Genomic DNA, 22569 nt, shown 5'->3' on the forward strand with positions numbered 1-22569 from the left:
CCGTTGTCCCACAACGGCACGCCGCCACACCCGGGAACAGCAACAAATCACCCGAGTCAGGGAAGGCGATCAGGGGCGTAAGCGTTCGTTGCTCAGACGCGGGACAACACCGGACACTGGGGTCATGTCGCGCGGTCTCGGACGAATCCAGCGAGCCGTGCTCGCCCACCTGGCCACCGAACCGCTCGGGCGCAGCGCACTGACCGGCCTGCCCGCCTGGAGCTCAGTGCGGGAAATCGCCGCCGCGGTGTTCGGGGTGGAGCGCGCCAGCGAGGCGCAGGTGGCGTCGGTGCGGCGGGCGGTGCGCACCCTGGCGGCTGCCGGGTGGATCGACTACGAGCGTCTGGCGCTGGAGGGCGTCACCTACGTGCAGCAGCGTGGTGTGCCGCGCCGGCCGCCGCCGCGGTGGGAGGCGCGGATCGAGGCCTGCACGGGCGCCGGCTGCCCAGCCTGTGCGGCGGGGACGTACCGGTATGCGGGGTGGGAGATGGACCTGGGGTGATCGAGGCGCTGCTGGAGCAGAACGGGTACGTTCCCGGCCAGGTCGAACAGCTGTACCGGCAGGGCTGGCACTGGATGCACCACCAGCTCCCCGGATCCCAGCGCCGCCACTCGGTGAACGTCACCGTCAGCGAAGGCTGCGCACGCCGCGCCACCACCGCCCAGCAACGCACCGCTGGCGAGGCCGCCCTGCGCGCCCACATCGCCCGCACCGCAGCACGGTGGCGCGCCCGTGCCTGAACCCACCCGGCAACCCCGCCGCCCCTGCGGCCGGGGCGCAGCGGGCAGACCTGCTCGGCGCACGGCAGATGGACGTGCTCTTGTGTCGGTGGCCCGAGGTACGGTCCGCCTCGTGAACGACCCCGCGCAGCCGCCCTCCCCCGGCGTTCCCGCCCCAGCCGAGCCGACCATCGAGCAGCTGCTCGACGCCGCGTTCGACACGACGGTCGCCACCGGGGAAGGCGAGGCCTTCCGTGCCCTGGCAGCCGAGCTGGAGCACCGTGGTGGCGAGGCGGTATGGGCGGCGGCCGTTTCCTGCCTGGGAATGCTCTCCTCCCTGCCCCTGCATGGTGTGGAGGAGTGGGAACGGGCCGAGCTGCTGCGCCGGGTCGCCAAGACGGCCGACCCGGTCACCGCGACCACGCTGACCCTGATGGCCGCCCACCGCGGTGGTGGCGAGCGGGCCGCGGCACCCGTGTGGGAGCAAGCCCGCTCGGAGGTCCGCGCGTACGTTCTGCTGCAGCTTTCGCGAGTGCGCGAGGGACTCAACTGCCACTGGGCCCGAAGGTGCTGGAAAGGCGGAACGCGTCACCGCTGCCACGGCCGAGGCGAGCCGACCAGGCCAGGGCGTCGTCGAAACTGACATCGGCACCCGCCAGACGCGCGGCAGCGAGGTTGGGCGGTGCGTTGCCTTCGTCCAGCAGGACGGACCACTGCTGTGCGGTGAGGACCAGGTAGCGCAGGCCGGGGAGATCGGCCAGGACGGCGAGGTCTGTGGCGGCGGCTCGGGAGAGGTCCAGGCAGCGCAGGTTCGGGACGGTACGCAGCGGTGCGAGGTCGGTCACGACTGTGGTGCCCAGGTTCAGGGCGGCAAGGTGGTGGTGGTCGACGAGGGGGGTCAGGTCGGTGCCGTCGAGGGTGACGTGCAGGGTCTCGACGGGCAGGGCGCGGACCGGGGCAAGATCCGTGGTACCACCGTTGTGGAGCTGTAGCCGTCGCAGGTTCGGGGCGGCGGTGAGCGGGGTGAGGTCAACCGCGCTGGAGAGGGTGTTGATGGTGATGTCCTGGAGGGTCGGCGGGATCTCCGCCGGGATCTCGCCGACGGCAATTCCGCGGTCGAAGCCGCGGTCGGGCTCCCTCATGCGGATGTTGCCGTCCTGCACCTCGTATGCGCCTTCTTCCAGCAGCTCCAGGTAGTGGCCGAGCAGTGAGGTCACCGAGTCCGCGACGTACTCCGGGCTGTGGTCGTAGTCGCGGCCCATCTGGATAACTTGACCAGGTCGGCCCTTGCAGGCCGGGGCGGTGTCCACGGCCAGGAAGTTGCCGTCCTGGCCGGAGGCGAAGGGAAGCCAGCCCGGGTGCCCGCCACAGCGCCGGACGGTATCGGCGGGGTTGGCGTCGAAGACGACCGCGTCCCACTCCAAGTCCCAGCCGAACCAGACTGGTTCACGCCACTCGTCCTGGCATTCGACGAGGCCTTCCAGCGACAGCCAGAGGTTGTTGCCGAACAGGTTCAGGTTCTCGTACCCGATGCCGTCGCCGTCGGCGATCAGGTACAGCGCCCGCAGGTCGGCGGGCAGCGGGCGGCCGAGGCGGCGTTCGGCCTCGTCGAGCGCAGTGGCCGAAGCGGGAGGCGGCAGTTGCTCGGGCTGCCCCAGGATCGATGCGCGGCGCTCCATGTACGCACGGAACCGGGCCACCGCCAGGTCCGGGTCGCCGGCCGGGCCGCCCGTTCCCGGCTCCTGCCCGAAGCCCGGCTGAGGCAGCCGGTAGTCGTGATCGAGCACGACCTGGAAGCCGGCACCGTACCCGTGGGCGTTGGTGACCGCATCCGGGAATTCGACCAGGTCGAACTCTCCCGTTGGCCGCCACCGAACCTCCATGCCGGCGTGCTCCCAGCCCCGGCTGGCGCGAATGGCCTCCGCCAGGCTCCACAGCTCGGGGTAGAAGTCGTAGCGGCGGAACGGCTGCCAGGGCTCCCCGGCTACGGTGTATCCACCGGACCTCAAGCACACACCGACACCCGCAGTGAAGTTCAGCACTGCCTCGGTCCAGCCCTCCGGCGCATGTCTGACGACGTCCGTGGCGATCCGCCGGATGACCTGCTCGGCCAGCTCAATCACGTCCTGTGCCCCCTCCTGTCGGCTTTGGCGGTCATCATCGCAGTGGGTCGTGACAGGGCACTCCGCCGGTGTTCGGGCTGGTGGGCGAGAGGCCGAACTTGGTGGCGATGGCCGCGCTCGCGGACCTCGGCACGCTCATCCGTGCGGTCCGACGTGGCGAGGCCGGCGTTGACACAGGACACAGGTGGACCAGCAGTCACCTACTTGCCTCATGTGCCAGAAGGACAATTTCGCTGCTGACCTGGGAAGAGCTATTGACAACCCTAGATAACCACCGGTTCGTGGGTGTCGTCGAAGTAGGCGAGGTCGATCTGACCACCTTCGCTGCCGTCGTCCAGGGAGACGAAGATCGTGCGGCAGCCCGAGCGCATGGGCGGGGTCTGGATGGCGATCTTGGCGCCGGCCACCAGGACCGTCTCCCCGCTCGGGACCTCGCCCAGTTGGTGGGAGGGGGTGACGCCGAGTTCGGCGAGCAGGGGGTGGAAGGGCTGCATCAGGTGGCGGCTGGCGTCCATCCCGATGACCTCCAGCTCGGCCTCCATCTGCTCACGCGGTGTCATGTCGGGCAGCCCGGTCACCTGCTGGGCTGCGGTGACGGGGGTGAGCAGCAGTTGCTCGGGGATCGCGGTGCCGGCGTGCTGGCGGTGGAGTTCGTCCAGGTGCAGGAGCAGGTCGCGTCGCCGGGCGCCGGGGGCCAGGGAGTCGAGGGCGCCGATGCGGGCCAGGCGGTCGGCGATCGGCAGGGTGGGGCGGGCGCGGACCCAGAAGTCTCCGACGTCGGCCCGGCGGCCCGACGACACCGGCTTGACCGCCGGTCAGCTGCTGCCGCGGGTGCGGCGACGCCGGACGGCCAGCAGCGCGGTCGCGGTGCCGCCGAGCAGCACCCCACCGGCGACGGTCAGCAGCAGCGCCTGGGAGGTCCCGCGGTTAACCGTGGCGGCCGGCCGGGCCGACGAGGTGTTGGCGCCTGACGCAGTGGCCTCGGCCGACGGGGTGGTTGCGCTCGGCGGGGCGGCTTCGGCCGACGGAGCGGCGACCGTCGAGCTGCCGGTCGACGCCGTCGACGGTGCGGGGCCGGTGCCGTTGATGGAGAAGGTCGCGGTCGCCCCCGGGTTGCCCTGGCCCGAGGTGTACACCCGGTACTGGGCGTTGACGTCCACCTTCCAGCTCACCACCTGCGGCTGCGCGACCAGCGTGTAGCTGATGGTGCTGTCGCCGGCCGGCAGGTCGCACCACACAAGGGGGGTGGGCGAGGTGAGGTCGGCCGGTTCGTCGTCGCAGGTTGCGCCCGGTGTCGTGGTGGTGGCGTTGGTGACCCGCACCCCGATCTGCTGGTCCGGGCTCCAGGCAGGCTGACCGGCCGAGCTCTTGAAGAGCAGCTCCACCTGTCCGGGGTCGACGGCGTGCACCCGCACCTGCTGGGTGACCGCGTTGCTGGCGCTCAGATCCGCAATCGAGAGCCGCACGGTGTTGCGGGCGACGTGCTCGGGGGACTCGACGACCACCCTCGCCGCGTTCCTGTACGAGGGGTAGGCACGGGGCGCACTGACCGGTGCCGTGCCGATGGTGCGGACCTCGGTGAGCGCCTCGTCGATGCTGCCGCCCTTGGGCACGAACACGGCACCGTAATAGGCGGTGGTGCCGTCCGGCACGTCCGCGGCCGCCGAGATCTGCGGCGAGCCGGGCACCGCGTTCGGGCTGACGGTGCACAGGTAGATGGCGGTGGTGCCGGGCGCCACCGAGCAGCCGGCAGTCCCGAAAACGTCGGCACCGACCGTCACCTTCATGCCCGCCGGCAGGCCCAGGCCGGCACCGGCCGGATCGGTCAGGGGCCTGGTGCTGACCGCGTACACCATCGTGCCGTCGAAGTCCCCCTGGGTGGCCATGGGCCCCAGCGAGCCCTGTCCCTCGCCCGGCTTGAGTACGACGTCGTCGAGGCGCAGCGTCACCGGCTGCCCGCCCGCCCATGCCGCACCCGTCGTGACGATGCCCCCGGCCGCGAGTGCGGTGATGGCCGCCACCACCGCGAGGTGGCGGGCGACGGCGGTCAGGCGGATGCGCATGTGCAGAAGTCCTTGTACTGGTCCGGCCACGGGAGGTCAGCCGTGGCGCGCGCGGTCCCCTGCCGCGCGGAAGCCCGAGCGTAGTTCGGCCACGGATTGAACCGACAGCCGGGAGCTGACCTGTAGCCGAACCGTGATCACCAAAACCATGCAAAACGCGCACAACACGCACAAGCAGAATCACGCAGTACGGGAAACGAAACAGCGGAGCCTAGACCAAGGGGAGGTCCGGGTACCGTGCACCGGCGGCCCGCACGAAGGAGGCGGGCATCCTGGTCGTGATCGCCGGGTCGCCCGCCAGCGCGACGGCCTGGTCCTGAGTCAGTGCCGAGACGGCCGGCACGTTGCCGGCGAACAGGCAGCTGGAGATCTGGACCTGAAGGGTGAAGCCCTCGTGGCGCTGCACCGTGACCACGGTGTTCTGGATGCAGTTGCCCGCCTCGTGCTGGACCTGGACCGGTTCGCCGGCCGAGTCGGTGTGGCAGGTGCCGGCGTCCGAGCAGGTCAGCGGGCCGTTGCTCGGGTACATGCTGACCCCGATCTGGCCGGTGCCCGCGGGCGTGTGCACCTGGGCGAAGACACTGGGGTAAGGATCGGTGGCGGAGGCCGGGCCGACCTCGAAGTGATCGGCCCTCAGCCCGGCAGGCAGCGCCTGAACCACGGCGGCCAGCAGAGCCGGCGCGGTGACCGGGACCATCGGGCCGCTGTTGGCCGGAGCGGCGGCCGTGGTGCTCGGCATTGCAGCACGCCGTCGCCGGCAACACCGACGCCCTGACCGCCACCATCGAGACCCTGCGCCAACTCACCAGCTCTGGCGACTACGCCTTCTACGTCGATATCGCCCACTTCATGGCCGACCTGCCCCTCGAACACCCCACCACCACACGCTGGCTCGACACCGAGGACACGGTCCGCACCCGCTGGCACCGGCTGGTCCTCGACCGCCGCACCACCGCACGCAGAACGGAGCCACCCGATGACCACGCTGCGCCCCACCAGTGGGGCCTGCTCACCAGCCTTGCCGAGACGCCAGGCGCCTGGGTCGCGGAAGGCCCCGCCGACGAGGGCCGGCGTCGGCGCGCCACCACGGTGCGCGAACTCGCCGCCGAGGGCCTGTGCGAGCTCGCCGACGACCAGATCCTGCAGAACCTGCGCGACGACCACGGCCACCGGCCCGGGTGGGCGGCCCGAATCCTGCCCGCCGGACTACTGGTCCTGCGCTACCACCAACTGCACACGGCGGCGGTGACCGGCGAGCCACCGGCCGCGCCGCCGGTGCCGGCCGGGATCGAGCTCACCAGATCCGAGCTGGAGGCCCTGCGGCGCGTCGCCACGCTCGCGCCCCTACTGCCCGGCGCCCGCGCCCAGGCCCTCGCCGACGCCCTGGCCCAGGCTGTGCCCGGCCCGACCGGCAAGCACTGGACGATCCCCGCGAGCGTGGACGCGATCGAGGCCGCCTTCCGGCTGGAGATGCCCACTGGGGCCATCAACAGCCGCAGCTACCACCGCGTCAGGCGCGAACACCGCACCGGCCACGCACCGCTCATCCGCCTCACCCACGACAGCCCCGACATCTGACCGGCGCCCCGCGGCCGTCGGGTCGGCCCACAGGAACCCGAGGCCACGGTCCGGCAAAGCTCGACCTCCAGGCCGTCGCCGTCCAACAGGCGGGCCACCAGGTGCTCGACGTCCGGTGGCGGCGGAGCGCGGCACCACGCCGAGTCCGAGGGCAGCTCGGCCGTCCCTCTGTGAGACAGCGACGCGCTGCTACTGACGCACGATCTAACATCGCTCAAGCCCCGCCCCCTGGCCGGATCCGCCGCAGGGCCTCTTACTCTCACGACAGGACTCTCGTGCACCTTCTCCAGATCACCGTCACCCCGTGGCGCGAGCACCCAGTGGACCCGTGCGGCAAGATCGGGTGCGGCTGGTACCTCGGCATGTCGCCGGACCTGGTCCACGCCGTGAACCGCCACCACTGGGACACCTCATCCGAGTTGCCCGACCTCATCGTGTACGCCACCAGCGCGAGCGACCCGATCACCCCGAGCACCGTGGTGGCCCTCGCCATACCCACCGCCGTCCACGGCGATCACGTGCCGAAGGGACGGTACTGCTACGAGGGCACGGTGGTGAGCGAGCAGCACCCGCTCCATGCCCAGTTCATGGGTAAGGCGGCGCCGCTCGACCAGTTCCGCAACCCGATCCGCCGCGAGCGCGAGTACAACGCATGAATGCCCACCCGCACGAGTGGGGTTACGTCCACGCCAAGCACAAGCACTGCGACCAGTGCGGGATCACGGCCACGTGCAGTGCGACAGGACGACGTGGACCCTGGACGAGGGCGCAGCAGGCATCCAGGGCGCGCACCATGCGCAGCTCGGTTGCCTTGTCCCAGAAGTCGAACACCCGCACGTCCTTCTGTCCGCCGCCCGGCGGCGGTCCTCACGGTGCAGTGTGGCAGTCGGATCGGCAGAACGGCTGGTCGTTGGCGGAAGTCCACCGGTTGGTGGGTGGGTCGTCGTCGCTGTCCTGGGACTGGTGGGCGTCAGGGTCCCGGGGAGGCGCGGCGCAGCTGGTGGGGTGTCAGCCCGCTTTCGGTGTGCTCGGGTGGTGCCGGGTGTCCGCGAGCGCCCAGTCGGGGATGCCATACTCGAAGATCCGCCCCGCGTCCCTGTTCCACTGCAGCGTGGTGTCCAGGATGCCGGGGAAGGCCGTGCGGGTGCAGGTGCGCTGCTGTACCGCCTCGACGTAGGCGACCGTCACCGCCACGCCGACCAGCGCCTGCGCAGTGCCGTCGGGCCAGGTCGCATCCAGCACCTGTCCCGCGGTGAGGCACCAGGCGTGCGGCAGCACCCGGCCGTTGGCCAGGGCGAAGCCCTCGACGTAGGCGCCGCCCGTGGACCTGGCCACCCGCAGCGCGTTGCGGTGGCAGGACCCGAACGGGCTGCGCTTGGGCATCCCCAGCCCGGGCCAGGGCCCCGGGGTGAACAGGCGCCCCTGATCGAGCACCACCGCAGCCGAGCACGCCAACCCCTCCCCCGCCAGGTCCCGCAGGCGCTCCAGGAGGTGCTGCTCATCCGCGGTGGATCCGTCTTCCAGCACGTTCCCAGTCTGCGAAGCCCACTGGGCCACCGCCAGCCGGCCGCATCCACCCCATGCTCCGCGCAACAGCGACCAGGGGGCCGCCGCCGCGCCGTCGAGACGGTGCGCCCACCCGGCGAGGTGCGCGCCGCGCATGCGCACAGGTCGTCATGTCGCTGCCTCTGGTTACCCTCGGCGGGCCACGGCGTTCGCGGTGGCGATGACGCGGCGTCCGACGCCCGAATCCGAATGGAGAGCTGGTGCGCGACTATCTCGCTGAGGACTTCGCCATGCTCGGCCCCGGTGGCGATCGCTTCGCCAGCCCCGCGGCGTGGACCGAGCTGGAGGCCGAACTCGGCACCGAGCTTCCTGAGGACTACAAGAGGGTGGTCGACGCCTACGCTCCGATCCAGATCAACGGACACCTCACCCTCAAGCACCCCGCCACCGAGCGCTGGAACCTCGGCAAGGAGATTCGCGAGACCTCCCGGGTCTGGGCCGAGCTCGACTGGGAACGCGAGCACTGGCTGGAGCCGCAGGAGAACGCCCGCGCCGTCCTTGGCCTGAGCAAGATGACGTTCGGGACCAGCGGCGGCCTGATCCCGCTCACCAGCACCGATCGGGCCGAGTACATCTTCCTTGCGCCGCTGCCCGACGGCACGGGCCGCCGGATCTGCGCGGTCGAGCACGACGGCTCCTGGTACGAGTACCGGATGACCTTCGCCGAGTGGCTCTACCGCTACCTGATCGGCGAGGACATGGTCGGCCCGAACAGCTCCGCCTTCTACCCCGGCCCGGTGCTCCTGGAGCCGCTTCCCACCTCACCCGATGCCCGCCCCGCGCCGAGGTACGGACCAGAGCGCGGCATGTGACGCACGCGAGCACGTCCTCTGACGAGGGACACCGACGTGCTGAACGGCGCACTGCCGCGCCGGCTGAGTGGCCGGTGCTCTGGAGCGGTCGAGCGCGGCGACCGGCCGAGTACTGACGCCCGGGTAGGGGCGGGGTGAGTCTTCCGCTGATCCTGGCCTGCGGCGTTCGTATGCGGCATCAACCAAGCGGTAGAACCCCTCGGCGGCGTCGGGTGAGACGGGCAGGAGCCCGATGTCGTCGACGATGACCAAGTCGGGATGCTCCGCCGCGAGGGGCCTGACATGCTGCGCCCCGGCCGGCCACGGGGGCTGCCATCGGCGGACCGCGTCCCGCTGATCGCTGCCTACTGCCGTACGAACCTGACGCTGCGACAGAAGCACGGCGGGCGGCGCGAGCAGCCGGCCGCGCTCGGCGTGACCTGGTGACCGGCACCGGCGGCAGCACGGCTGCCGGCGCGCCCGGTGAGGGCGGCGCCGGGCCGGTGGTGCGGGCACGGGTGGCCGGCGGGCACCGCGTCCTCCAGGTCCGCCTCCCCCGGCCCGGCCGCGGCCAGGGGTTCGGCTGCGGATGGAAGCTGGTCCATCGAAAACCGCGGGCCGTCACCAGACCGACATCGATATCCTCTCGGGCGTGATCGACGAGGGAACGATGGGCATGGATGAGGGCGCTCCGACAACGGCGCGCCTGCGCGATGTACTGGACTGTGCTGGGCGTGTTGTGATCGCTGAGGGATCTCCTGACGAGGCGGACTCCGCTAGCGTGGCGCGGATCGTGGTGACCGGTGCTGAGATTGCAGACCTGGCCCAAGTGCTGGCCATTGTGGACGGCGGTACCGGCGACCGGTGCCTGTGCAACGGCTGGCCGACGATCATGGTGCACGACGTCCAGGGCGAACTGATCGCCCGCTGGACGCTGCACCATCAATCCGGTCTTCGAGGCATCGGTGACTGCGATGCCGACCTTCAGGACGGTCCGGCACTCACCGAGTGGCTGGCGGAGCACGGCCTGACCGGATCACGGGAGGCTCAGGCGGAGCTGGCGGCGCAAGAGGCCGAGGAGGACCGGCGCCGACGCCGTTGGCTCCAGGCCGCGCCCGCCGGGCTGCACGACGCGGCCATGGACGTCTCCAACCCGCCGGGGCAGGACCGGGAAGCCTGGTCAGATCAGCTTCGCGATGCCAAGGCCCGGCTCGCCAAGCTCGTCCAAGATGGCAGTCCTGACGGGATCGAGCGGACCCGTGCCCTCCTGGCATGGGCCGGGGTTTCCGCCAGGGAGTCCACCGGCGGCCTGAAGTGGTACGACATAGCAGTCCAGCAGTTGCTACTCGCCGAGGACCCCGCCCTCATCCTCGCTTCGCTCGCCACCGGCTTGCCGAGCCCGGGCCAGCTCGACGGCGCGGCCCAACTCTTCAGTTCCTTCGAGTGGACCGGAGCGCACGGCAAGGACTTGCCCGAGCCGCTGCGGTCGATGCTGATCGGGCACATCCAGGCAGACGGCACCGACCCCATGAGGTTCCGGATGCGCCACGGCTACTACGGTGCCGAGCGATCTGCCTGACCGGACGCCGCTGCTGCTTCCGGACGGATCCCCCCAACTCCCTCGTCGGCATCGCCTGCCGGTCCCTGCTGCCGTCATCGCCGGGCAGTGCCTGGCCGCCGGCGAGGACGGCCAAGCCTAGCTGACGGCGCCTTACCGCTCGCTGTTGTCTTCACTGGCCGACGGTTCGCGCAACGGCCGGTACCCGGCCTCCTCTGATCGGAAGAACGCGTTGTCAGCGGTCAAACAATTCCCCATGATCTGCATGATCGACGTCACGTAATTCGGCTCTGGCGAAGATCTTGCGATCGGGGCCGCAGTACTGCAGTCGACCGACCTGATGTCAGGCGTGCAATTCGCGTAACCTTGAGGCGTTTCTTCCTCATTTGGCTGGCGTGATGGTCGAGTTCGTCCAACAGTCGGCGACCCAGATCGTCCTCCATGCCCACGCGCGGGCGGCCAGGGCGATATGTCCGCACTGTTCCAGGGCATCTGGGCGTGTGCACGGGCGGTACGTGCGGCGTCTTGCGGACGCAGCGGTCGGAGGCAGGGCCGTGGTCGTCGAGCTGCTCGTGCAACGCTTTCGCTGCCTGAACGGCGACTGCATCGCGGTGACGTTCGCAGAGCAGATCGACGGGCTGACCACACCGCACGCCCGCAAGACGCCGCTGCTGCGGTCAGTCCTGCTGTCCATCGCCTGTGCCCTGGCCGGCCGACCTGGCGCTCGTCTGGCGGCACTGCTGGGCATCCGCGTCGCAAAGGACACTCTGCTGAACCTACTGCGCGCCATTCCCGAGCCGCCCGAAGCCCCGATTCGGGTACTGGGCGTCGATGACTTCGCTCTGCGCAAGGGCGACTCGTACGCACATGGTGGACCTGGAGGCCCGCCGCCCCGTAGACGTGCTGCCAGGGCGGGAAGCCGAACCCCTGGCCGCCTGGCTGGCCCGGCACCCCGAGATCGAGATCATTTGCCGGGACCGGGCTGGCGCCTACGCCGAAGGCGCCAGCACTGGAGCACCACAGGCCGTCCACGTCGACGAGTACAAGCCCCATCTGCACCAACGCTGCAACGAAGGCTGCCACGACATCCCCATGCTCCACCGCGAACTGCGGGAACTCGGCTTCCCTGGGGGCATCCAGACCGTTCGCCGCTACCTTCGAGAAGCCAAGCAACACGGCTTCCCAGCGGCGCCCCGGCCCGCCCCGCGGCCCCGCCGGGTGGTCCGCTGGATCATGACCGACCCCGCCCGCCTCCGCGCCAGCGATGCCCAGGAACTCAAGGAGATCCGGGCGGCCTGCCCGCACCTCGATGCCGCGGCCGGGCACGTCCGCGACTTCGCCGCCATGCTCCACGACCGACGCGGCGACCTGCTGCCTGAGTGGATGAACCGCGTCCTCGCCGACGATCTACCCGCACTGCAGCCCCTGGTCACCGGACTACGCCGTGACCAGGACGCTGTGGTCGCCGGTCTGTCCAGCCACTGGAGCTCAGGCCAGGTCGAGGGCCACGTCACACGGATCAAGCTCCTGAAGCGCCAGGGCTACGGCCGCGCCAATCTCGACCTGCTCCGCCGGCGAGTACTCCTCGCGACCTGACTTCCCTTGCTCCGGCCGAATGTCATGGCAGCCGTTGTAGCTATGAATCGAGAGCCGCATAGTCGCCATCCGTCAGTCCATGGCGGGGATCGACACGATGGACCAGGGCGTGTCCCCGCTGGTGGGCGGTGACCCATGCCTGATCAGTATCGGTGACCTCCGGGTGCCCGCAGGACAAATGGCCTCCGTGTTCGGCCTCACCCCCGGGATGCCAGGATGCGGGGGTGAACCGTAGAGACCGTGCAGAGATTCTGTCTGAACTCGGCGACCTGCTGCAGTCGTTGTCGAGCAGGCCCATTGTAGCCGTGAGATACGGCCAATTGCCGGATGGGGCTGACCGTGGCCATGGGCTAGCTAGCCTCGCCGGCCAGGTGCACGAGCTCGTCGCCGAAATCCGCCCACTCTGGGAGCGATACGTCCCCAGCGAGGTCGCTCCTCCGAGCGTTTCGGAGATCGAGGCTCGCCTGGAACCGCTCAGTTCCGATGCGGCCATCGAAGTGATGACCGCGCTCGCCGCCGACGACCTCGTACGGTCCAACCATGTGCTCATGAACCGTGAGATCGCGCACCACACTGCGACGCGCATCGTGAAGTGTCTCGGGCCTGGCGCGACCTGGTGGACCAACCGGGAGGGCAACTCCTGGGATCCCGTGACCGCCTGCACGTTCGATGGCGTGGTTGCTGGCAGTAACGGTGAGCTCTTCGCGATTCTGCTCCAGGTTGGCGAGGACTGAGCCGAAGATCGAAGTCGCCCCCGACACATCACAAGATCTTCGCCAGAGCCCGATTTCCCCGACCAGCTCATCTTGCTGCAACAGCCGCCAGACCTCACCCGTCTCCCACACCTCAGCCACCCTCCACCTCGTCACGAACCGGTCCGGCAGCAGCCTGACATGCGCCTACGACAGGCGGACCAGGACCGAACCCCAACGGTCCCTCCGAGTGACGATTAATCACACTGCGCAGGGAGATGAGCTGTCCGCCTACCAGGACCACGAACTGTCCGCTCACCCGGACGTCCCAATGGCCGTGGACATCGTCGTCATCGAATCTCCTGGCACCGCTGGGAAATTTCGCGGCTCCAGCATGGCAGGCCAGGATAGGGTCTGCTGATCGTTCGTGGTGACCGAGAAAGCGACCGGGGGGCAGCATGCGGGCTGTGAGGGTTGTGATCTGGAGTGCGGCGTCGACCGCGCTGGTCGTCTCCGTGGCGGCCTGCGGCGGCGGCGAGGGGCGGAGCACGGCCGCAACGACGTCAACGCAACCGGCCGCCGTACCTGCGACGCCCCTGGGTTCCGGAGCCGGCAGTGGGAGCGGATGGCGGTTGGTGCCCCCGGCGACGCTGCCTGGTGGGTACACCATCGACTCATCGTCCACCTCGACCCCCACGCCGGCTACGTCAGGGACGGGCAGGATCGACGGCACCGTGCGCGTTCGCTACCTCGGCAAGGACGACGACGGCGACCCGTCGGTCATCGGGTCCTGGGGCGCATTCACCGATCCGGCCGCCATCATGGCCAACATCGCCACCAACGGCGTCGACACCATCCACCACGCGAGCTGGGCACAACCGTTCACGAATGAGGCCGCGAGGGACCCCCACGACACCGACGGCAAGCTCGGCTGCGGGACGGTGGACCAAGCAGGAATGCTCCAGATGCTGTGTGCCTGGGCCGACCACGCCACCACCGGGACCGTGGGCTTCACCCCGGTCCCCGACGGCATGCCGTCCACGCTCACCATGGATCAGGCAGCCGAACTGACTCGCACCGCCCGCGACGCCATGACCGTCCCGCGATAGGAACCGATCCGCCCCTGGGCCGGTCAGCCACCACCCTCCCGAGCACGGGTATCGCCGGGCCACTGCGGTCAGTCTCCCTGCGCCCGGTCCCACGGCACGCCCACCCTGACCTGCCCGATCAGGTCCCGGATGCCCTGGTTGTCGTCGGGGTTGGTCCACAGGCTGTTGCCGAAGACCGCGGCCGCCTTCAAGCTCTCGCCCAGGCGCCACCAGGCCAGGCCCAGGCCGTGCAGCGCCCGGTGGAAGGGACGGTTGTCCAGCTCCGACCATGCGAGCACGCCGGTGAAGTCCGCTGGCAGCGACAACTCGGCGACTGCCACGCCTGTCTGATAGAAGCCCAACGCCTCGCGCAGCGCCGAAGGGTCGAGGTCGGCGCGCTCGAACGCGTCGTGGCCCAAGTGGGCCCAGCAGTCGATCTGCCGTGGGTCCTCGCGCACCGCCGCCAGCAGTGCTGCACGGTACGCCTTGGTGCTGCCGGTGCTCTCGCGCAGTTCAAGGGCGCGGTCCACCGGCGGCTCACCCTGCCCGACCCACGGGTCGGGCAGGCGGTAGTACGGGCGCGGCCCGGCTGCACGAACCTCCTGCCACCAGGCCCAGTCCGGCTGCCCACCGCGGTCAGCGGTCGCAGCGGGTCGGGTGCCCCAGCCCCGATCGGAGCGTGGATCGTAGAGCTCGTCACCGAAGGCGGTGCCGGCAGGCGTGATGCCGGCGCGGCAGATGCGCTCCAGGAGGCGGCGGGTGTCGCCCCGCTGGTAGCAATCGGTGATCTCCGACAGGTACACGTACCGCCGACCGGTTCGACCGGGCGCATCCGGCCGGGGCGCCGGCAGCACTCGGCGCAGGGCATCGAGCAGGTCGGCCAGCACCTCCTCGGCCTGCCCGGCCGTCAACGGCCACACCACCTGGTAGGCACGCGGTACGTCGTGAACGGGATACCACAGCGAGTCGGCCTCCAGGCCGCTGCGATCGGCCAGCATCGCACGCAGGCCCTCTTCACTCACCGACGTGGTGGCCACCACGCAGCACCCCCTCGGTCCCTGACGATCCGCCGCACGTGCGACCCTGCGAGGAGCGTACCGAGTGGCCACCGCGCTGTATGTCCCTCGCCAGGGTGGCACCCTCTCACCGGCGGCCGGCTCCGGCTCCGGCTCCGGCTCCGGCTCCGGCTCCGGCTCCGGCTCCACAACGACCTTCGCCAGAACGTTGCGATGCGAACCGGGGACTGAGCCTGCGTCTGCGCCCCGCCGACACCATGGTCGACGGGCTCGGCCTTCGGCGGCCCCGGGCGCAGCGGGCAACCCAGGCGCGGGGCCGGCGGCGCCGACCGCCGGGGGGCGGGCCCTTGGCTCTTGTGGCGCTGCGGGCCGGGCCGTGCCTGGGCCCGGCCCCGACGGGGCCGCCGTCGCCGCCAGGGCCGCGAAGGCCCCCAAGCGCAGCAACGCCCAGCGGTTCGCCGACCTCCTGGCCGCGCTGCGCGTCTTCGCCGAACGTGAAGGACATCCCCGGCTGCTGTTCGCCAGCCAGCCCGGCACCGCGGGCCCGATGTCAGGCCGCCCCAGCCGAAGCGGGCTCCTCGACACCCGATGCCAGGACCACCACCCGCTCGGCTCTGTCGGCGTCGCCCTCGATCCCCGGGGCTGCGACGCCGACGGCACCGGCATGCGTTGCGCGTCGCAGCCGCAGGCGAGAGCCGGGTGTGGAGGTAGAGGCGCAGCTGTGTGTGCAGTGCTGCCAGCTGCCGCGGCGCCTGGCTGATCGACCCTCACCGCCTGTGCTACCTCGAGGGTCGTCGTTGCCGGGGTGCTGGGCTCCTGCTCGTCGCGGCGCTGGCCCACCTTCGGCCGGGCGTGCCGCCGGTCCGGGGCGGCAGCACCGCTGGGGCGGTGGTGGGGGTGACGGTGGCGATCGCTAGGATCCGCGGCTGAGCATGGTCAATCAGGGGAGTAGGCGGATGTCCGAGCGGGAGCCGGAGCAGGGCCAGGGGCGGCCGGGCGGCGTTGACGGGGGTGCCGCGTGCACAGGCGGCAGGGCTGCCCTGACCGCGCGGTTCGCCGGGCGCACAGGGCCCCTGGCCGTGGTCGCCGCGGGGGCGCTGGCCCTGGTCGCGGTGGCCGGCTGGCTGGCGGTGGGTGGGAGTTCCACCACGGCGGCCCGCCACGGGGCGATTCCCGCCGCCACTGGCGGTTCGCCCTCGACCGCGGCCCCCGGCCCATCGGCCCCGCCATCCGCCTCACCCTCCGTGAGCGCCGAGCCCTCCGCTGCACCGGCCGCCTCGCCCACCGCCGCTCCGTCGGCCTCGCCAGCCGCGTCGGCCGCGTCGCCGGCGGCCGACGCGGCCGAGCCACCCGCCGCTTCGGTACGGCCCACACCGCGCCCTGCCGCACAGCAGCACACCCCGCAGCAGTCTCCTCCCGCCCGCCCGGCTCCCCGCCCCGCGACCACGCCGCCATGGGACATCCCACCCGGGTCCTGCGGCAGCAACTGCACCTGGGAGACACCGCCCGGTCAACCGGCACCCTGCCCCCCGCACTCCCTGAACAAGTACCCGCCGTGCGACCCGGTCCAGAGCGGCATCCCGATGCCCCGACCCACCCCGACGTCCACGTTCACGGTGCAGTCGCTGCCCCCACAGCCGCCCACCCTGCCCTAACCGGTCCCGACGCGGGAACCGGCCCCTGCGGGTTAGGCCTGGGTGATGCCTGTGGCGCTCAGGGCGTGGGTGACGGCTGTGGCGCGGTTGCCTTGACTGCGGCGGCCACGGTCGGGTCGGCCTGCAGCCTGGCAAGCTGCTGCTGCACCAGGCCGGCCAGGGCGGCCCGGAGTGCTGGCGATTTCAACCCAGGTTGAAAAGTCATACAACCGTGGTTGCATCCTCTGGTTGGACCGATCCCCGCTGGCAGGCCGGCCGCGGCCCTCACGATGGTCTTCAAGCTCGTCGAGTCCGCCCAGGGCCACCCGGCCCAGGCCCGCGCCGAGCTGACGACGAATGCAACGGCCTGGCGCACGCACTTCGGCACCGACCACCCCCGAACCCGGGCCGCCGAACAGGCCCTGGCCGCCCTTGCCTGACATCGAGGTCACTGCGCCGCAGGCACCGCCCAGGCTCAGGTGATGTTGCCGCGCTCGAGGCGTGGACGATGGCTACGGGTTAGCGCGTAGCGGCTGGTCGCGGAAGCGTTGACCGAGGTGGCAGCGCCGCTGAGGGTGGTTCAGGTCGGTCGACAACGTGGCTGCTCGAGGGCGTGCCGCCCGGAGTGGGCGGTAGCCGCCAGGCGGCCGTCCACGCGGCGTGTCGTTGATCACGCACTGGCCGTCAGCCCCGTACGGGGCTCGACGTCAGACCCCTGGCAACTTCGACGCGTCGAAGATGTCGTTGGCGGCCGGAGGGGTCGCGTCGACGGGGGCGTTGAAGGCGCTGAATACGATCGTGGCGCCGTCACCGTTGTCTTGTTGGGTCGAGGCCTTCAGAAGCCAGGGGGTGCCTTGGGAGGCGACCCACACCTCGTTGCGGCTGCCGTCGGTGTCGGTGTAGTTCACGACCACGACAGGCTGACCGTTGACTGTGTCGGCTCCCCCGTTGGTGGCGTTGTTCTGGACGTCGGTGAACTGGGCGGTGAACTGCGCGAGGGTGCAGAACTCCGTCAGGCCCTTGACCTCGTCGGAGTCGTCGGGAAAGCCGGTCATCCAGCGGCCGTTGACGATCTGGGCACCGGCCGAACCGCCTGCGATACTCGCCGCCATCGTCGCATCGGGCCGTAGATACAGGGTCTGCGTGGTGCGCAGGATGTCGACGCTGCCCTTGGCGCCCATGCCGACCGCTCCTCGGCACTCACCCTTGGTGTCCAGCGAGATGTGGCCCTGGAACGGCTGTCCGTCCTGTACGCCGTTCATGTCGACCGTCAGCGAGCCGAGGCTCTTCAGGTTGTCGAACGCCTGCTGAAGGATCTCGTTACCGCTCATCGAGGCCCGATCCGTGCCGGCCGTCGAACCCGAGGCGCCGGCCGACGATGCAGCGGAGGCAGAGGCCCGGACGGGCGCGGCCGCCGGCTTCGCGCCGCCGCCTCCTGCACCGCAGGCGGTGACACCGAGTACCACGAGAGCACAGGTCGCAGCGATCCGGATCGGGCTGAAGACGGGCACGAACGCTCCTTGGGACAGAGGGAGGATGGCAGCCTGGGGCGGCGTCAGACGGCACCCACGAGGTAGGACGGAGACGATCAGGAATGTCATCGTCGTGCGACTGCGGCGCTTGCTGCAATGTCGACGGATTGTGCCGATTGCACAGTGTGGGGGCGATGCTCATGGAGCCGTGACGACGGCTGCGGTGCGGCCGGTGGCGAAGCGGGACTGGTCTGCGCTGATCTGCTGGATCATCAGGATCGCCAGGACACCGGCCACCGAGTGGGCCACCAACCGGAACCACTTCAAGCCATCCAGCCCAAGGCCGAGCTCGACCCCGACGATGGCCCCTGCCGTCTTGGCGAGCCAGGCGGCCCACCAGGCGTGGAGCAGCCATTCTCCTCGGGCGGGACCGTTGGCACGCCAGATGTCCCGCGCCATCCGGTACGGGAGGACCCACATGACGAACGGGACGAACCAGGCGCCGATCGCCCAGCCCCGTGCGTGGCGCTGGCTCCCCGGGGCCAACAGCTGCGCGTTGTCACGGCACCGAGCGAACCAGCTGATGAAGAAGACAGCGGTAGTCAGGAGCAGCGGGGCCGAGAGCAGGAAGGCCGCCTGGCCGAGGGGCCCCGTGTCACTGCCGGAGGCGTCCGCGGTCAGCGGAAGGACGACCGACACCGTAAGGAGACCTTGGGTCAGCCTGGCCAGCAGGCGCGGATCCTTGATCCGGCCGGCCAACGGTGCGCGGCCCGCGGTATACGGCCAGGAAACACCGGCCGGCGGCGCCTCGGGACCGGCACCACAGGCGGAGCAGCCGCCGACCGCCTGTATGTACGGGTCGCCGTTACAGGCCGTGCAGCTCAAAGGACTCCCCCAGGTCGTCTGGCGTCAGCACGAGCGGGCCGTGGTGATCATGTGCACGATAAGGGAATTCCGAGGAGAGGGCTAGCGATATGCGGGCCGCCCTGGCACCGGCGGTCCAATGAGGACGTCGGCAGGCGCCGGCGCGATGCCCGCCCCAGCGGCGTCCCACCCGACGCGCAGCAAGGGGTCAGCGCGGGAACAACTGCCCGAAGAAACCTCTCAATGCCCCTTGTCAACGCGGCTGGTCTGAGTTGTTGCCGGTGAGCTGGCTGCCGCAGGTACTGTGACGCCGTGGATCAGGGCCCCCAACTCGTACGCGATGTGTTCCCCGACCTCGTCACCGAGCTCCACGCCCTCCTGGAGGTCGAGGGGGAGCACGACCTGGCTGCCAGCCTGCGTGATCTTCCCCTGGTGGGCGAATGCGGCTGCGGCGACTCCTTTTGCCAGAGCATTCGGACGGCAGACCATCCGCAGGGGCAGCCGTATGGCCCCGGCCACCGGTGCGTGCCGCTCCTTCCCATGAAGGGGACGCTGGTCTTGGACGTCGTGGACGACCGGATTGTGTACGTCGAAGTCCTGGACCGACCACCCATGCACCGAGGAAGCGGCCTGTGACGGTTCGTCCCGGGTGCGTGCTGCAGTGCAGCTGGTCGACGCGGGGACCGCTGCCGGGATGATGAGTGGCCTTTTCGGTTACTACGGGGCTGGGGCGCGGGTCAGCAGGACGGGTAGGCGTTGTGGTCCGCGGCGGTGGGGGCCGGCTGGGGTGTTCCACAGGGCGTGGGGCCAGGGCAGGGCGAGTTCGGGGCCGCAGTTGTCCTGCACGGGCAGGTCGGTGACGGCGGCGAACCTGGGGCCGTGGCCGTCGGGCAGGATCGGGGCGGGGTAGAAGATCTCGCCGTCGACCAGGCAGGGCTGTCCGCAGCCATCCGGGCCCGCGCACCAAAGGCCCCGCTCGACCAGGGCGCCGATGCCGGTGTTGTGTCCATCGAGCGGGGCCTGAATGAAGGTCGGCTCGACGTCCCGGCAGGGGCAGCCCGAGTCGAAGGCGTACCAGGCCGCAGGCGTCCGGTGGTCGAGGTTCTTGGCGAGCCAGCTGGCGTGGATGCCCAACGCGGTGGCGAGCTGGTGGCGCTGCGCGGGGTCGGGGCGGGATCGGCCGGTAGTCCACTGGCCGATGCGGGCGCTGCTCAGTCCCGCGGCCCGGCCCAGCGCGGCCCCGCTGGTCCCGGTGGCGGCCAGCAGCAGCCGCAGGCGGCGCGCGAGCGCGCCCAGGCCGTGCACGCGCCACATCGGATGCGCCTCGACCTCCTCCTCGCTGTACAGGGCCCAGCTCGCGACCTCGGCCATGAGGTGAATCGCGCGGTGCTGCTGGGCGCGCTGCAGCCACAGCAGGGCCTGCTCGTCGGTGAGCCCGGTTGGAGGCGGCTGATTTTGTCGGGTCATATGAGAGCCACTGCTTCGGTGGGAACGGGAGCCAGGTCTGGGCCATTCGTGGCGATGGTGTACTCGACTGTCGCGGCTGTTCTTTGGTGAGTTCGGGAGCCGTTTCGGCGAGATCGGGAGCCACTGATCGAGTGACCTGGTGGGTCTGGGCGGAGTGTCCGTAGGGGCTGAGGGCGGAGCGTCGGTAGCTTGTGATCGCAGGCCCGGGTCGCCTCCCTGACAAGTCGCGGCCGGGGCCTCACTCGTGGACGTGCCAGAGGGCTCGAGCCGTTGGTCCAGCCCTCACAGGCTGACTACCCGACGCTGCTGGTCAGACCATGGTCCCCGCAGGTGTCGTGGCAGTGCTCAGTCGTGGATCTCCCAGGTGTCCCTCGGTAGCCAGTGGGAGAGGTCGTCGAGTGCCTCGGTGGGGAAGAACACCGGCCGGGTGAGGAGGCGGTCACCCTCCCGTTGCACGTTGATCACCACGCCCAGAGACTCCGAGCCGGGAATGCCCGCGCTCATGTAGGAGAGCTCGTCTTCGGGCGCGCGGGCCTCGGCTCGATCGAGCAGCCACTGCTCCAGCACCGAAGGCACCCGGCCGACGAGTGCCTCACCGTCCGCGGAGACCTGTGGTCCGCACAGAGCGTCGACCACAATGCCTGCGAGCTGTTCATCCCGGTAGTAGAGGTGCAGGCCGAACTTCGGATACTTGCCTTCCACGACTGTGTAGACGTTCGCATCTACCCCGCGTTGGCGGGTGTGTCGCTCGACCTCCGCAGTGAGGCCGCTCATGGCGTCCGCCACCTCACCGGGGCTCATACCGAAGCGCAGTGGCCCAACACCCACGAACGGCTCCAGCAGCCACTGCTGCCGCTCTTCATCCGGCACGACGTGCCACCAGCCCTTGAACATGATCAAGGAGTCTATGGCAGCTGCGGTCACTCACGGTTGCGCGAATCTGCTGTCCACCCGAAGCGCACGACCACCGAGGTCCCGACGGCGTCAGGTAGTCAGTTCGGGGCGGGGAAGAGGGATTCCTGAGTACCTGTGTCTGAACCCCTGCTTTGGGTAGCCTGGAGCTCTAGCCTGGCTTGGTGTCCGAGGGTGCCAGGCGGGCCGGAGAGCGGAAGTGCGGGGGCTGCGGTGGTCGGCTGAGGCCGGAAGCGCGGCTCGATGCGGTGTTTTGCTCGGCGGCGTGTCGTGCCAGGCGGTGGCGGGTGGAGCGTGTGCTGCGGAAGCGGGTGGCGGCCGAGATCAGCGGTGCCGGCCGGGTCGAGTGCCCGGAGTGCGACGCCTGGTGGGTGGCCGGGGTGGATCGGCGTTCGAACGCCGTCTACTGCTCGCGGCGGTGCGCGACAAGGGCCTGGCGGGCCCGGAGGGATTCGTTCGGCGAACGGTCACAGTGACCGCAATGCGAACGGATCGGGCAGTCGAACCCGGTCAATTCCGTTCATCTGCAAGTGTTTTGTTGTGATCAGCTCACCGTGGGATTGACTCTGCTGCTCGGAAGCGGGCCGTCGTCCCGTCGCGGCCGAAGGCCGTGCCCGGCCCGCGGGTGGGTGGTGAGCCATGCCCGAGGAGATCGAGACCCCCGAGAAGGTCGGCAGCGTCAGCGGCAGCCGATACGAGACGATCGTGGCCGAGCTGCGCGAGGTGGTGGAGGCCCAGACGAAGGGCCAGTTCACCATTGGGGACCGCGCGCTGGAGATCTAGCCGATGCGCGAGCAGTACGCCCAGGGTGAGGCGGGCGCCTCGCTCTTCACGGTGAAGGAGTCGGTATTCCGCCTCTCGGAGGACATCGGCCTGGCTTACAAGACGGTGTCGACGGTGCGGTGGGTGGCTTCGAGGTGGCCGAAGGAGCGGCGGCAGGAGGGCGTGTCGTTCACGGTCCACCGGATCCTGGCGCGGATCGAGGACGAGGAGGAGCGGTTCGCCGCGATCCTCACGCCGCCCGAGGGCAAGGCACGCTGGACGCCGGACGAGGCGAACCGGCGGGTCGGCTGGCAGGTCACCAAGCCGGTCACGCCGCAGGAGAAGGTCAGTGCCATCCACACCCTGGCGAAGGACGAGGAGGTGGCCGTGGTGGTGACCGGCGATCTCCTGCGGCGCCCGGACGTGGTCGCCCAGGTCAAGGCGGAGGACAAGGTGAGGGCGGTCGAGGAGCTGACCCGCGACGACCAGGTCGCCGCCGCGGTCGCACCCGAGTTCCTGCGGCGCCCGGCGGTGGTCGCCAGGGTCGCGCCGGCCGACAATGTGAAGGTGGTCGAGGAGCTGACCCGCGACGAGCACGTGGCCGCCGAGGTGACCACCGGTCTGCTGCGGCGCCCGAACGTCGCGTTCAAGGCGATGTCGGACGATT

Annotated in this window: 22 protein-coding genes and 4 pseudogenes; 15 read left to right on the forward strand and 11 right to left on the reverse strand. The window is 70.4% G+C overall.

The genetic code is table 11. The annotated features are described in order from the left end of the window. Window positions 1-124 precede the first annotated feature (124 nt). From ACQRUO_RS13485 to ACQRUO_RS13495, 3 genes are all read left to right on the forward strand, one after another. Window positions 125-502 (forward strand): hypothetical protein, encoded by a 378-nt coding sequence (locus ACQRUO_RS13485; protein WP_428316097.1) that lies wholly within the window; start codon window positions 125-127, stop codon window positions 500-502. Continuing rightward, window positions 499-741: a hypothetical protein gene (locus ACQRUO_RS13490; RefSeq protein ID WP_428316098.1), complete on the forward strand. Its 243-nt coding sequence runs from the start codon at window positions 499-501 to the stop codon at window positions 739-741. Before ACQRUO_RS13485 ends, ACQRUO_RS13490 begins: the two co-directional genes overlap by 4 nt. Window positions 742-853: 112 nt before the next feature. After that, window positions 854-1363, forward strand: coding sequence for a hypothetical protein (locus ACQRUO_RS13495; protein ID WP_428316099.1), 510 nt, complete (start codon window positions 854-856; stop codon window positions 1361-1363). Here the strand turns inward: ACQRUO_RS13495 and ACQRUO_RS13500 are convergent. From ACQRUO_RS13500 to ACQRUO_RS13515, 4 genes are all read right to left on the reverse strand, one after another. Beyond that, a complete protein-coding gene (locus ACQRUO_RS13500; protein WP_428316100.1) occupies window positions 1266-2843 on the reverse strand; it encodes an SMI1/KNR4 family protein in 1578 nt (525 codons plus the stop codon). The two genes, ACQRUO_RS13495 and ACQRUO_RS13500, sit on opposite strands and share 98 nt — an antisense overlap. A 263-nt stretch (window positions 2844-3106) precedes the next feature. Then, window positions 3107-3643, reverse strand: coding sequence for a hypothetical protein (locus tag ACQRUO_RS13505; protein ID WP_428316101.1), 537 nt, complete (start codon window positions 3641-3643; stop codon window positions 3107-3109). Window positions 3644-3658: 15 nt separating this feature from the next. After that, complete coding sequence (locus ACQRUO_RS13510; protein WP_428316102.1) at window positions 3659-4906, reverse strand: hypothetical protein; 1248 nt, start codon at window positions 4904-4906, stop codon at window positions 3659-3661. Between the two features lie 211 nt (window positions 4907-5117). After that, the gene (locus tag ACQRUO_RS13515; protein WP_428316103.1) at window positions 5118-5645 is read right to left on the reverse strand and encodes a hypothetical protein; all 528 of its coding nucleotides are present in this window, start codon (window positions 5643-5645) and stop codon (window positions 5118-5120) included. On the opposite strand from ACQRUO_RS13515, the gene ACQRUO_RS13520 reads away from it, so the two are divergent. Both ACQRUO_RS13520 and ACQRUO_RS13525 read left to right on the forward strand, forming a co-directional pair. After that, window positions 5645-6484, forward strand: a complete 840-nt coding sequence (locus tag ACQRUO_RS13520; RefSeq protein ID WP_428316104.1) for a hypothetical protein — start codon at window positions 5645-5647, stop codon at window positions 6482-6484. The genes ACQRUO_RS13515 and ACQRUO_RS13520 overlap by 1 nt on opposite strands. A 275-nt stretch (window positions 6485-6759) precedes the next feature. Further along, window positions 6760-7140 carry a hypothetical protein gene (locus ACQRUO_RS13525; protein ID WP_428316105.1) on the forward strand — a complete coding sequence of 127 codons (381 nt, stop codon included), beginning with the start codon at window positions 6760-6762 and terminating at the stop codon, window positions 7138-7140. A 352-nt stretch (window positions 7141-7492) separates the two neighbouring features. On the opposite strand, the gene ACQRUO_RS13530 is transcribed toward ACQRUO_RS13525, so the two are convergent. Beyond that, the gene (locus tag ACQRUO_RS13530) at window positions 7493-8011 is read right to left on the reverse strand and encodes a hypothetical protein (protein ID WP_428316106.1); all 519 of its coding nucleotides are present in this window, start codon (window positions 8009-8011) and stop codon (window positions 7493-7495) included. 239 nt (window positions 8012-8250) lie between these two features. Here ACQRUO_RS13530 and ACQRUO_RS13535 point away from each other — a divergent pair, with 239 nt between their 5' ends. Further along, window positions 8251-8862: an SMI1/KNR4 family protein gene (locus tag ACQRUO_RS13535; protein ID WP_428316107.1), complete on the forward strand. Its 612-nt coding sequence runs from the start codon at window positions 8251-8253 to the stop codon at window positions 8860-8862. 159 nt (window positions 8863-9021) lie between these two features. Here the strand turns inward: ACQRUO_RS13535 and ACQRUO_RS13540 are convergent. Beyond that, a pseudogene (locus tag ACQRUO_RS13540) lies at window positions 9022-9117 on the reverse strand (ATP-binding protein); the annotation flags it as partial. On the opposite strand from ACQRUO_RS13540, the pseudogene ACQRUO_RS13545 reads away from it, so the two are divergent. The 6 genes and pseudogenes from ACQRUO_RS13545 to ACQRUO_RS13570 form a co-directional block, all read left to right on the forward strand. Next, window positions 9115-9237 (forward strand): annotated as a pseudogene (locus tag ACQRUO_RS13545) (IS5/IS1182 family transposase); the annotation flags it as partial. The pseudogenes ACQRUO_RS13540 and ACQRUO_RS13545 sit on opposite strands and share 3 nt — an antisense overlap. Before the next feature lie 256 nt (window positions 9238-9493). Continuing rightward, the gene (locus tag ACQRUO_RS13550) at window positions 9494-10420 is read left to right on the forward strand and encodes a hypothetical protein (protein WP_428316108.1); all 927 of its coding nucleotides are present in this window, start codon (window positions 9494-9496) and stop codon (window positions 10418-10420) included. A 377-nt stretch (window positions 10421-10797) separates the two neighbouring features. Next, a pseudogene (locus tag ACQRUO_RS13555) lies at window positions 10798-10935 on the forward strand (hypothetical protein); the annotation flags it as partial. 331 nt (window positions 10936-11266) lie between these two features. Continuing rightward, complete coding sequence (locus ACQRUO_RS13560; protein ID WP_428316109.1) at window positions 11267-11995, forward strand: ISL3 family transposase; 729 nt, start codon at window positions 11267-11269, stop codon at window positions 11993-11995. Between the two features lie 371 nt (window positions 11996-12366). Next, a complete protein-coding gene (locus ACQRUO_RS13565) occupies window positions 12367-12729 on the forward strand; it encodes a hypothetical protein (RefSeq protein WP_428316110.1) in 363 nt (120 codons plus the stop codon). A gap of 692 nt (window positions 12730-13421) precedes the next feature. After that, window positions 13422-13796, forward strand: coding sequence for a hypothetical protein (locus tag ACQRUO_RS13570; protein WP_428316111.1), 375 nt, complete (start codon window positions 13422-13424; stop codon window positions 13794-13796). 68 nt (window positions 13797-13864) lie between these two features. Here the strand turns inward: ACQRUO_RS13570 and ACQRUO_RS13575 are convergent, their stop codons facing one another. Next, complete coding sequence (locus tag ACQRUO_RS13575) at window positions 13865-14815, reverse strand: hypothetical protein (protein ID WP_428316112.1); 951 nt, start codon at window positions 14813-14815, stop codon at window positions 13865-13867. A 1900-nt stretch (window positions 14816-16715) separates the two neighbouring features. On the opposite strand from ACQRUO_RS13575, the gene ACQRUO_RS13580 reads away from it, so the two are divergent. Further along, the gene (locus tag ACQRUO_RS13580; RefSeq protein ID WP_428316113.1) at window positions 16716-16865 is read left to right on the forward strand and encodes a hypothetical protein; all 150 of its coding nucleotides are present in this window, start codon (window positions 16716-16718) and stop codon (window positions 16863-16865) included. Window positions 16866-17132: 267 nt separating this feature from the next. On the opposite strand, the gene ACQRUO_RS13585 is transcribed toward ACQRUO_RS13580, so the two are convergent. Together ACQRUO_RS13585 and ACQRUO_RS13590 are read right to left on the reverse strand one after the other, a co-directional pair. After that, window positions 17133-17936: a hypothetical protein gene (locus ACQRUO_RS13585; RefSeq protein WP_428316114.1), complete on the reverse strand. Its 804-nt coding sequence runs from the start codon at window positions 17934-17936 to the stop codon at window positions 17133-17135. Window positions 17937-18095: 159 nt separating this feature from the next. Further along, window positions 18096-18656 (reverse strand): DUF4328 domain-containing protein, encoded by a 561-nt coding sequence (locus ACQRUO_RS13590; protein ID WP_428316115.1) that lies wholly within the window; start codon window positions 18654-18656, stop codon window positions 18096-18098. 417 nt (window positions 18657-19073) lie between these two features. Between ACQRUO_RS13590 and ACQRUO_RS13595 the strand changes: the two genes are divergently transcribed. After that, a complete protein-coding gene (locus tag ACQRUO_RS13595) occupies window positions 19074-19397 on the forward strand; it encodes a hypothetical protein (RefSeq protein WP_428316116.1) in 324 nt (107 codons plus the stop codon). Window positions 19398-19478: 81 nt separating this feature from the next. On the opposite strand, the gene ACQRUO_RS13600 is transcribed toward ACQRUO_RS13595, so the two are convergent. Next, window positions 19479-20228, reverse strand: coding sequence for a helix-turn-helix domain-containing protein (locus ACQRUO_RS13600; RefSeq protein WP_428316117.1), 750 nt, complete (start codon window positions 20226-20228; stop codon window positions 19479-19481). 345 nt (window positions 20229-20573) lie between these two features. Further along, a complete protein-coding gene (locus tag ACQRUO_RS13605) occupies window positions 20574-21122 on the reverse strand; it encodes a hypothetical protein (protein WP_428316118.1) in 549 nt (182 codons plus the stop codon). A gap of 657 nt (window positions 21123-21779) precedes the next feature. Between ACQRUO_RS13605 and ACQRUO_RS13610 the strand changes: the two are divergent. Further along, window positions 21780-22568: pseudogene (locus ACQRUO_RS13610) on the forward strand (DUF6192 family protein); the annotation flags it as partial. Between the last annotated feature and the right edge of the window lies 1 nt (window position 22569).

Source organism: Kitasatospora sp. LaBMicrA B282, from assembly GCF_050325825.1.
In the GTDB taxonomy this organism is placed as follows: Bacteria; Actinomycetota; Actinomycetes; order Streptomycetales; family Streptomycetaceae; genus Kitasatospora.

Bases quoted from the DNA above. Each gene is read 5' to 3' on its own strand.
- ACQRUO_RS13515 (WP_428316103.1), bottom strand. From the start codon at position 5,645: ATGCCGAGCACCACGGCCGCCGCTCCGGCCAACAGCGGCCCGATGGTC.
- ACQRUO_RS13485 (WP_428316097.1), top strand. From the start codon at position 125: ATGTCGCGCGGTCTCGGACGAATCCAGCGAGCCGTGCTCGCCCACCTG.
- ACQRUO_RS13600 (WP_428316117.1), bottom strand. From the start codon at position 20,228: ATGACCCGACAAAATCAGCCGCCTCCAACCGGGCTCACCGACGAGCAG.
- ACQRUO_RS13560 (WP_428316109.1), top strand. From the start codon at position 11,267: ATGGTGGACCTGGAGGCCCGCCGCCCCGTAGACGTGCTGCCAGGGCGG.
- ACQRUO_RS13510 (WP_428316102.1), bottom strand. From the start codon at position 4,906: ATGCGCATCCGCCTGACCGCCGTCGCCCGCCACCTCGCGGTGGTGGCG.
- ACQRUO_RS13605 (WP_428316118.1), bottom strand. From the start codon at position 21,122: ATGTTCAAGGGCTGGTGGCACGTCGTGCCGGATGAAGAGCGGCAGCAG.
- ACQRUO_RS13580 (WP_428316113.1), top strand. From the start codon at position 16,716: ATGGTCTTCAAGCTCGTCGAGTCCGCCCAGGGCCACCCGGCCCAGGCC.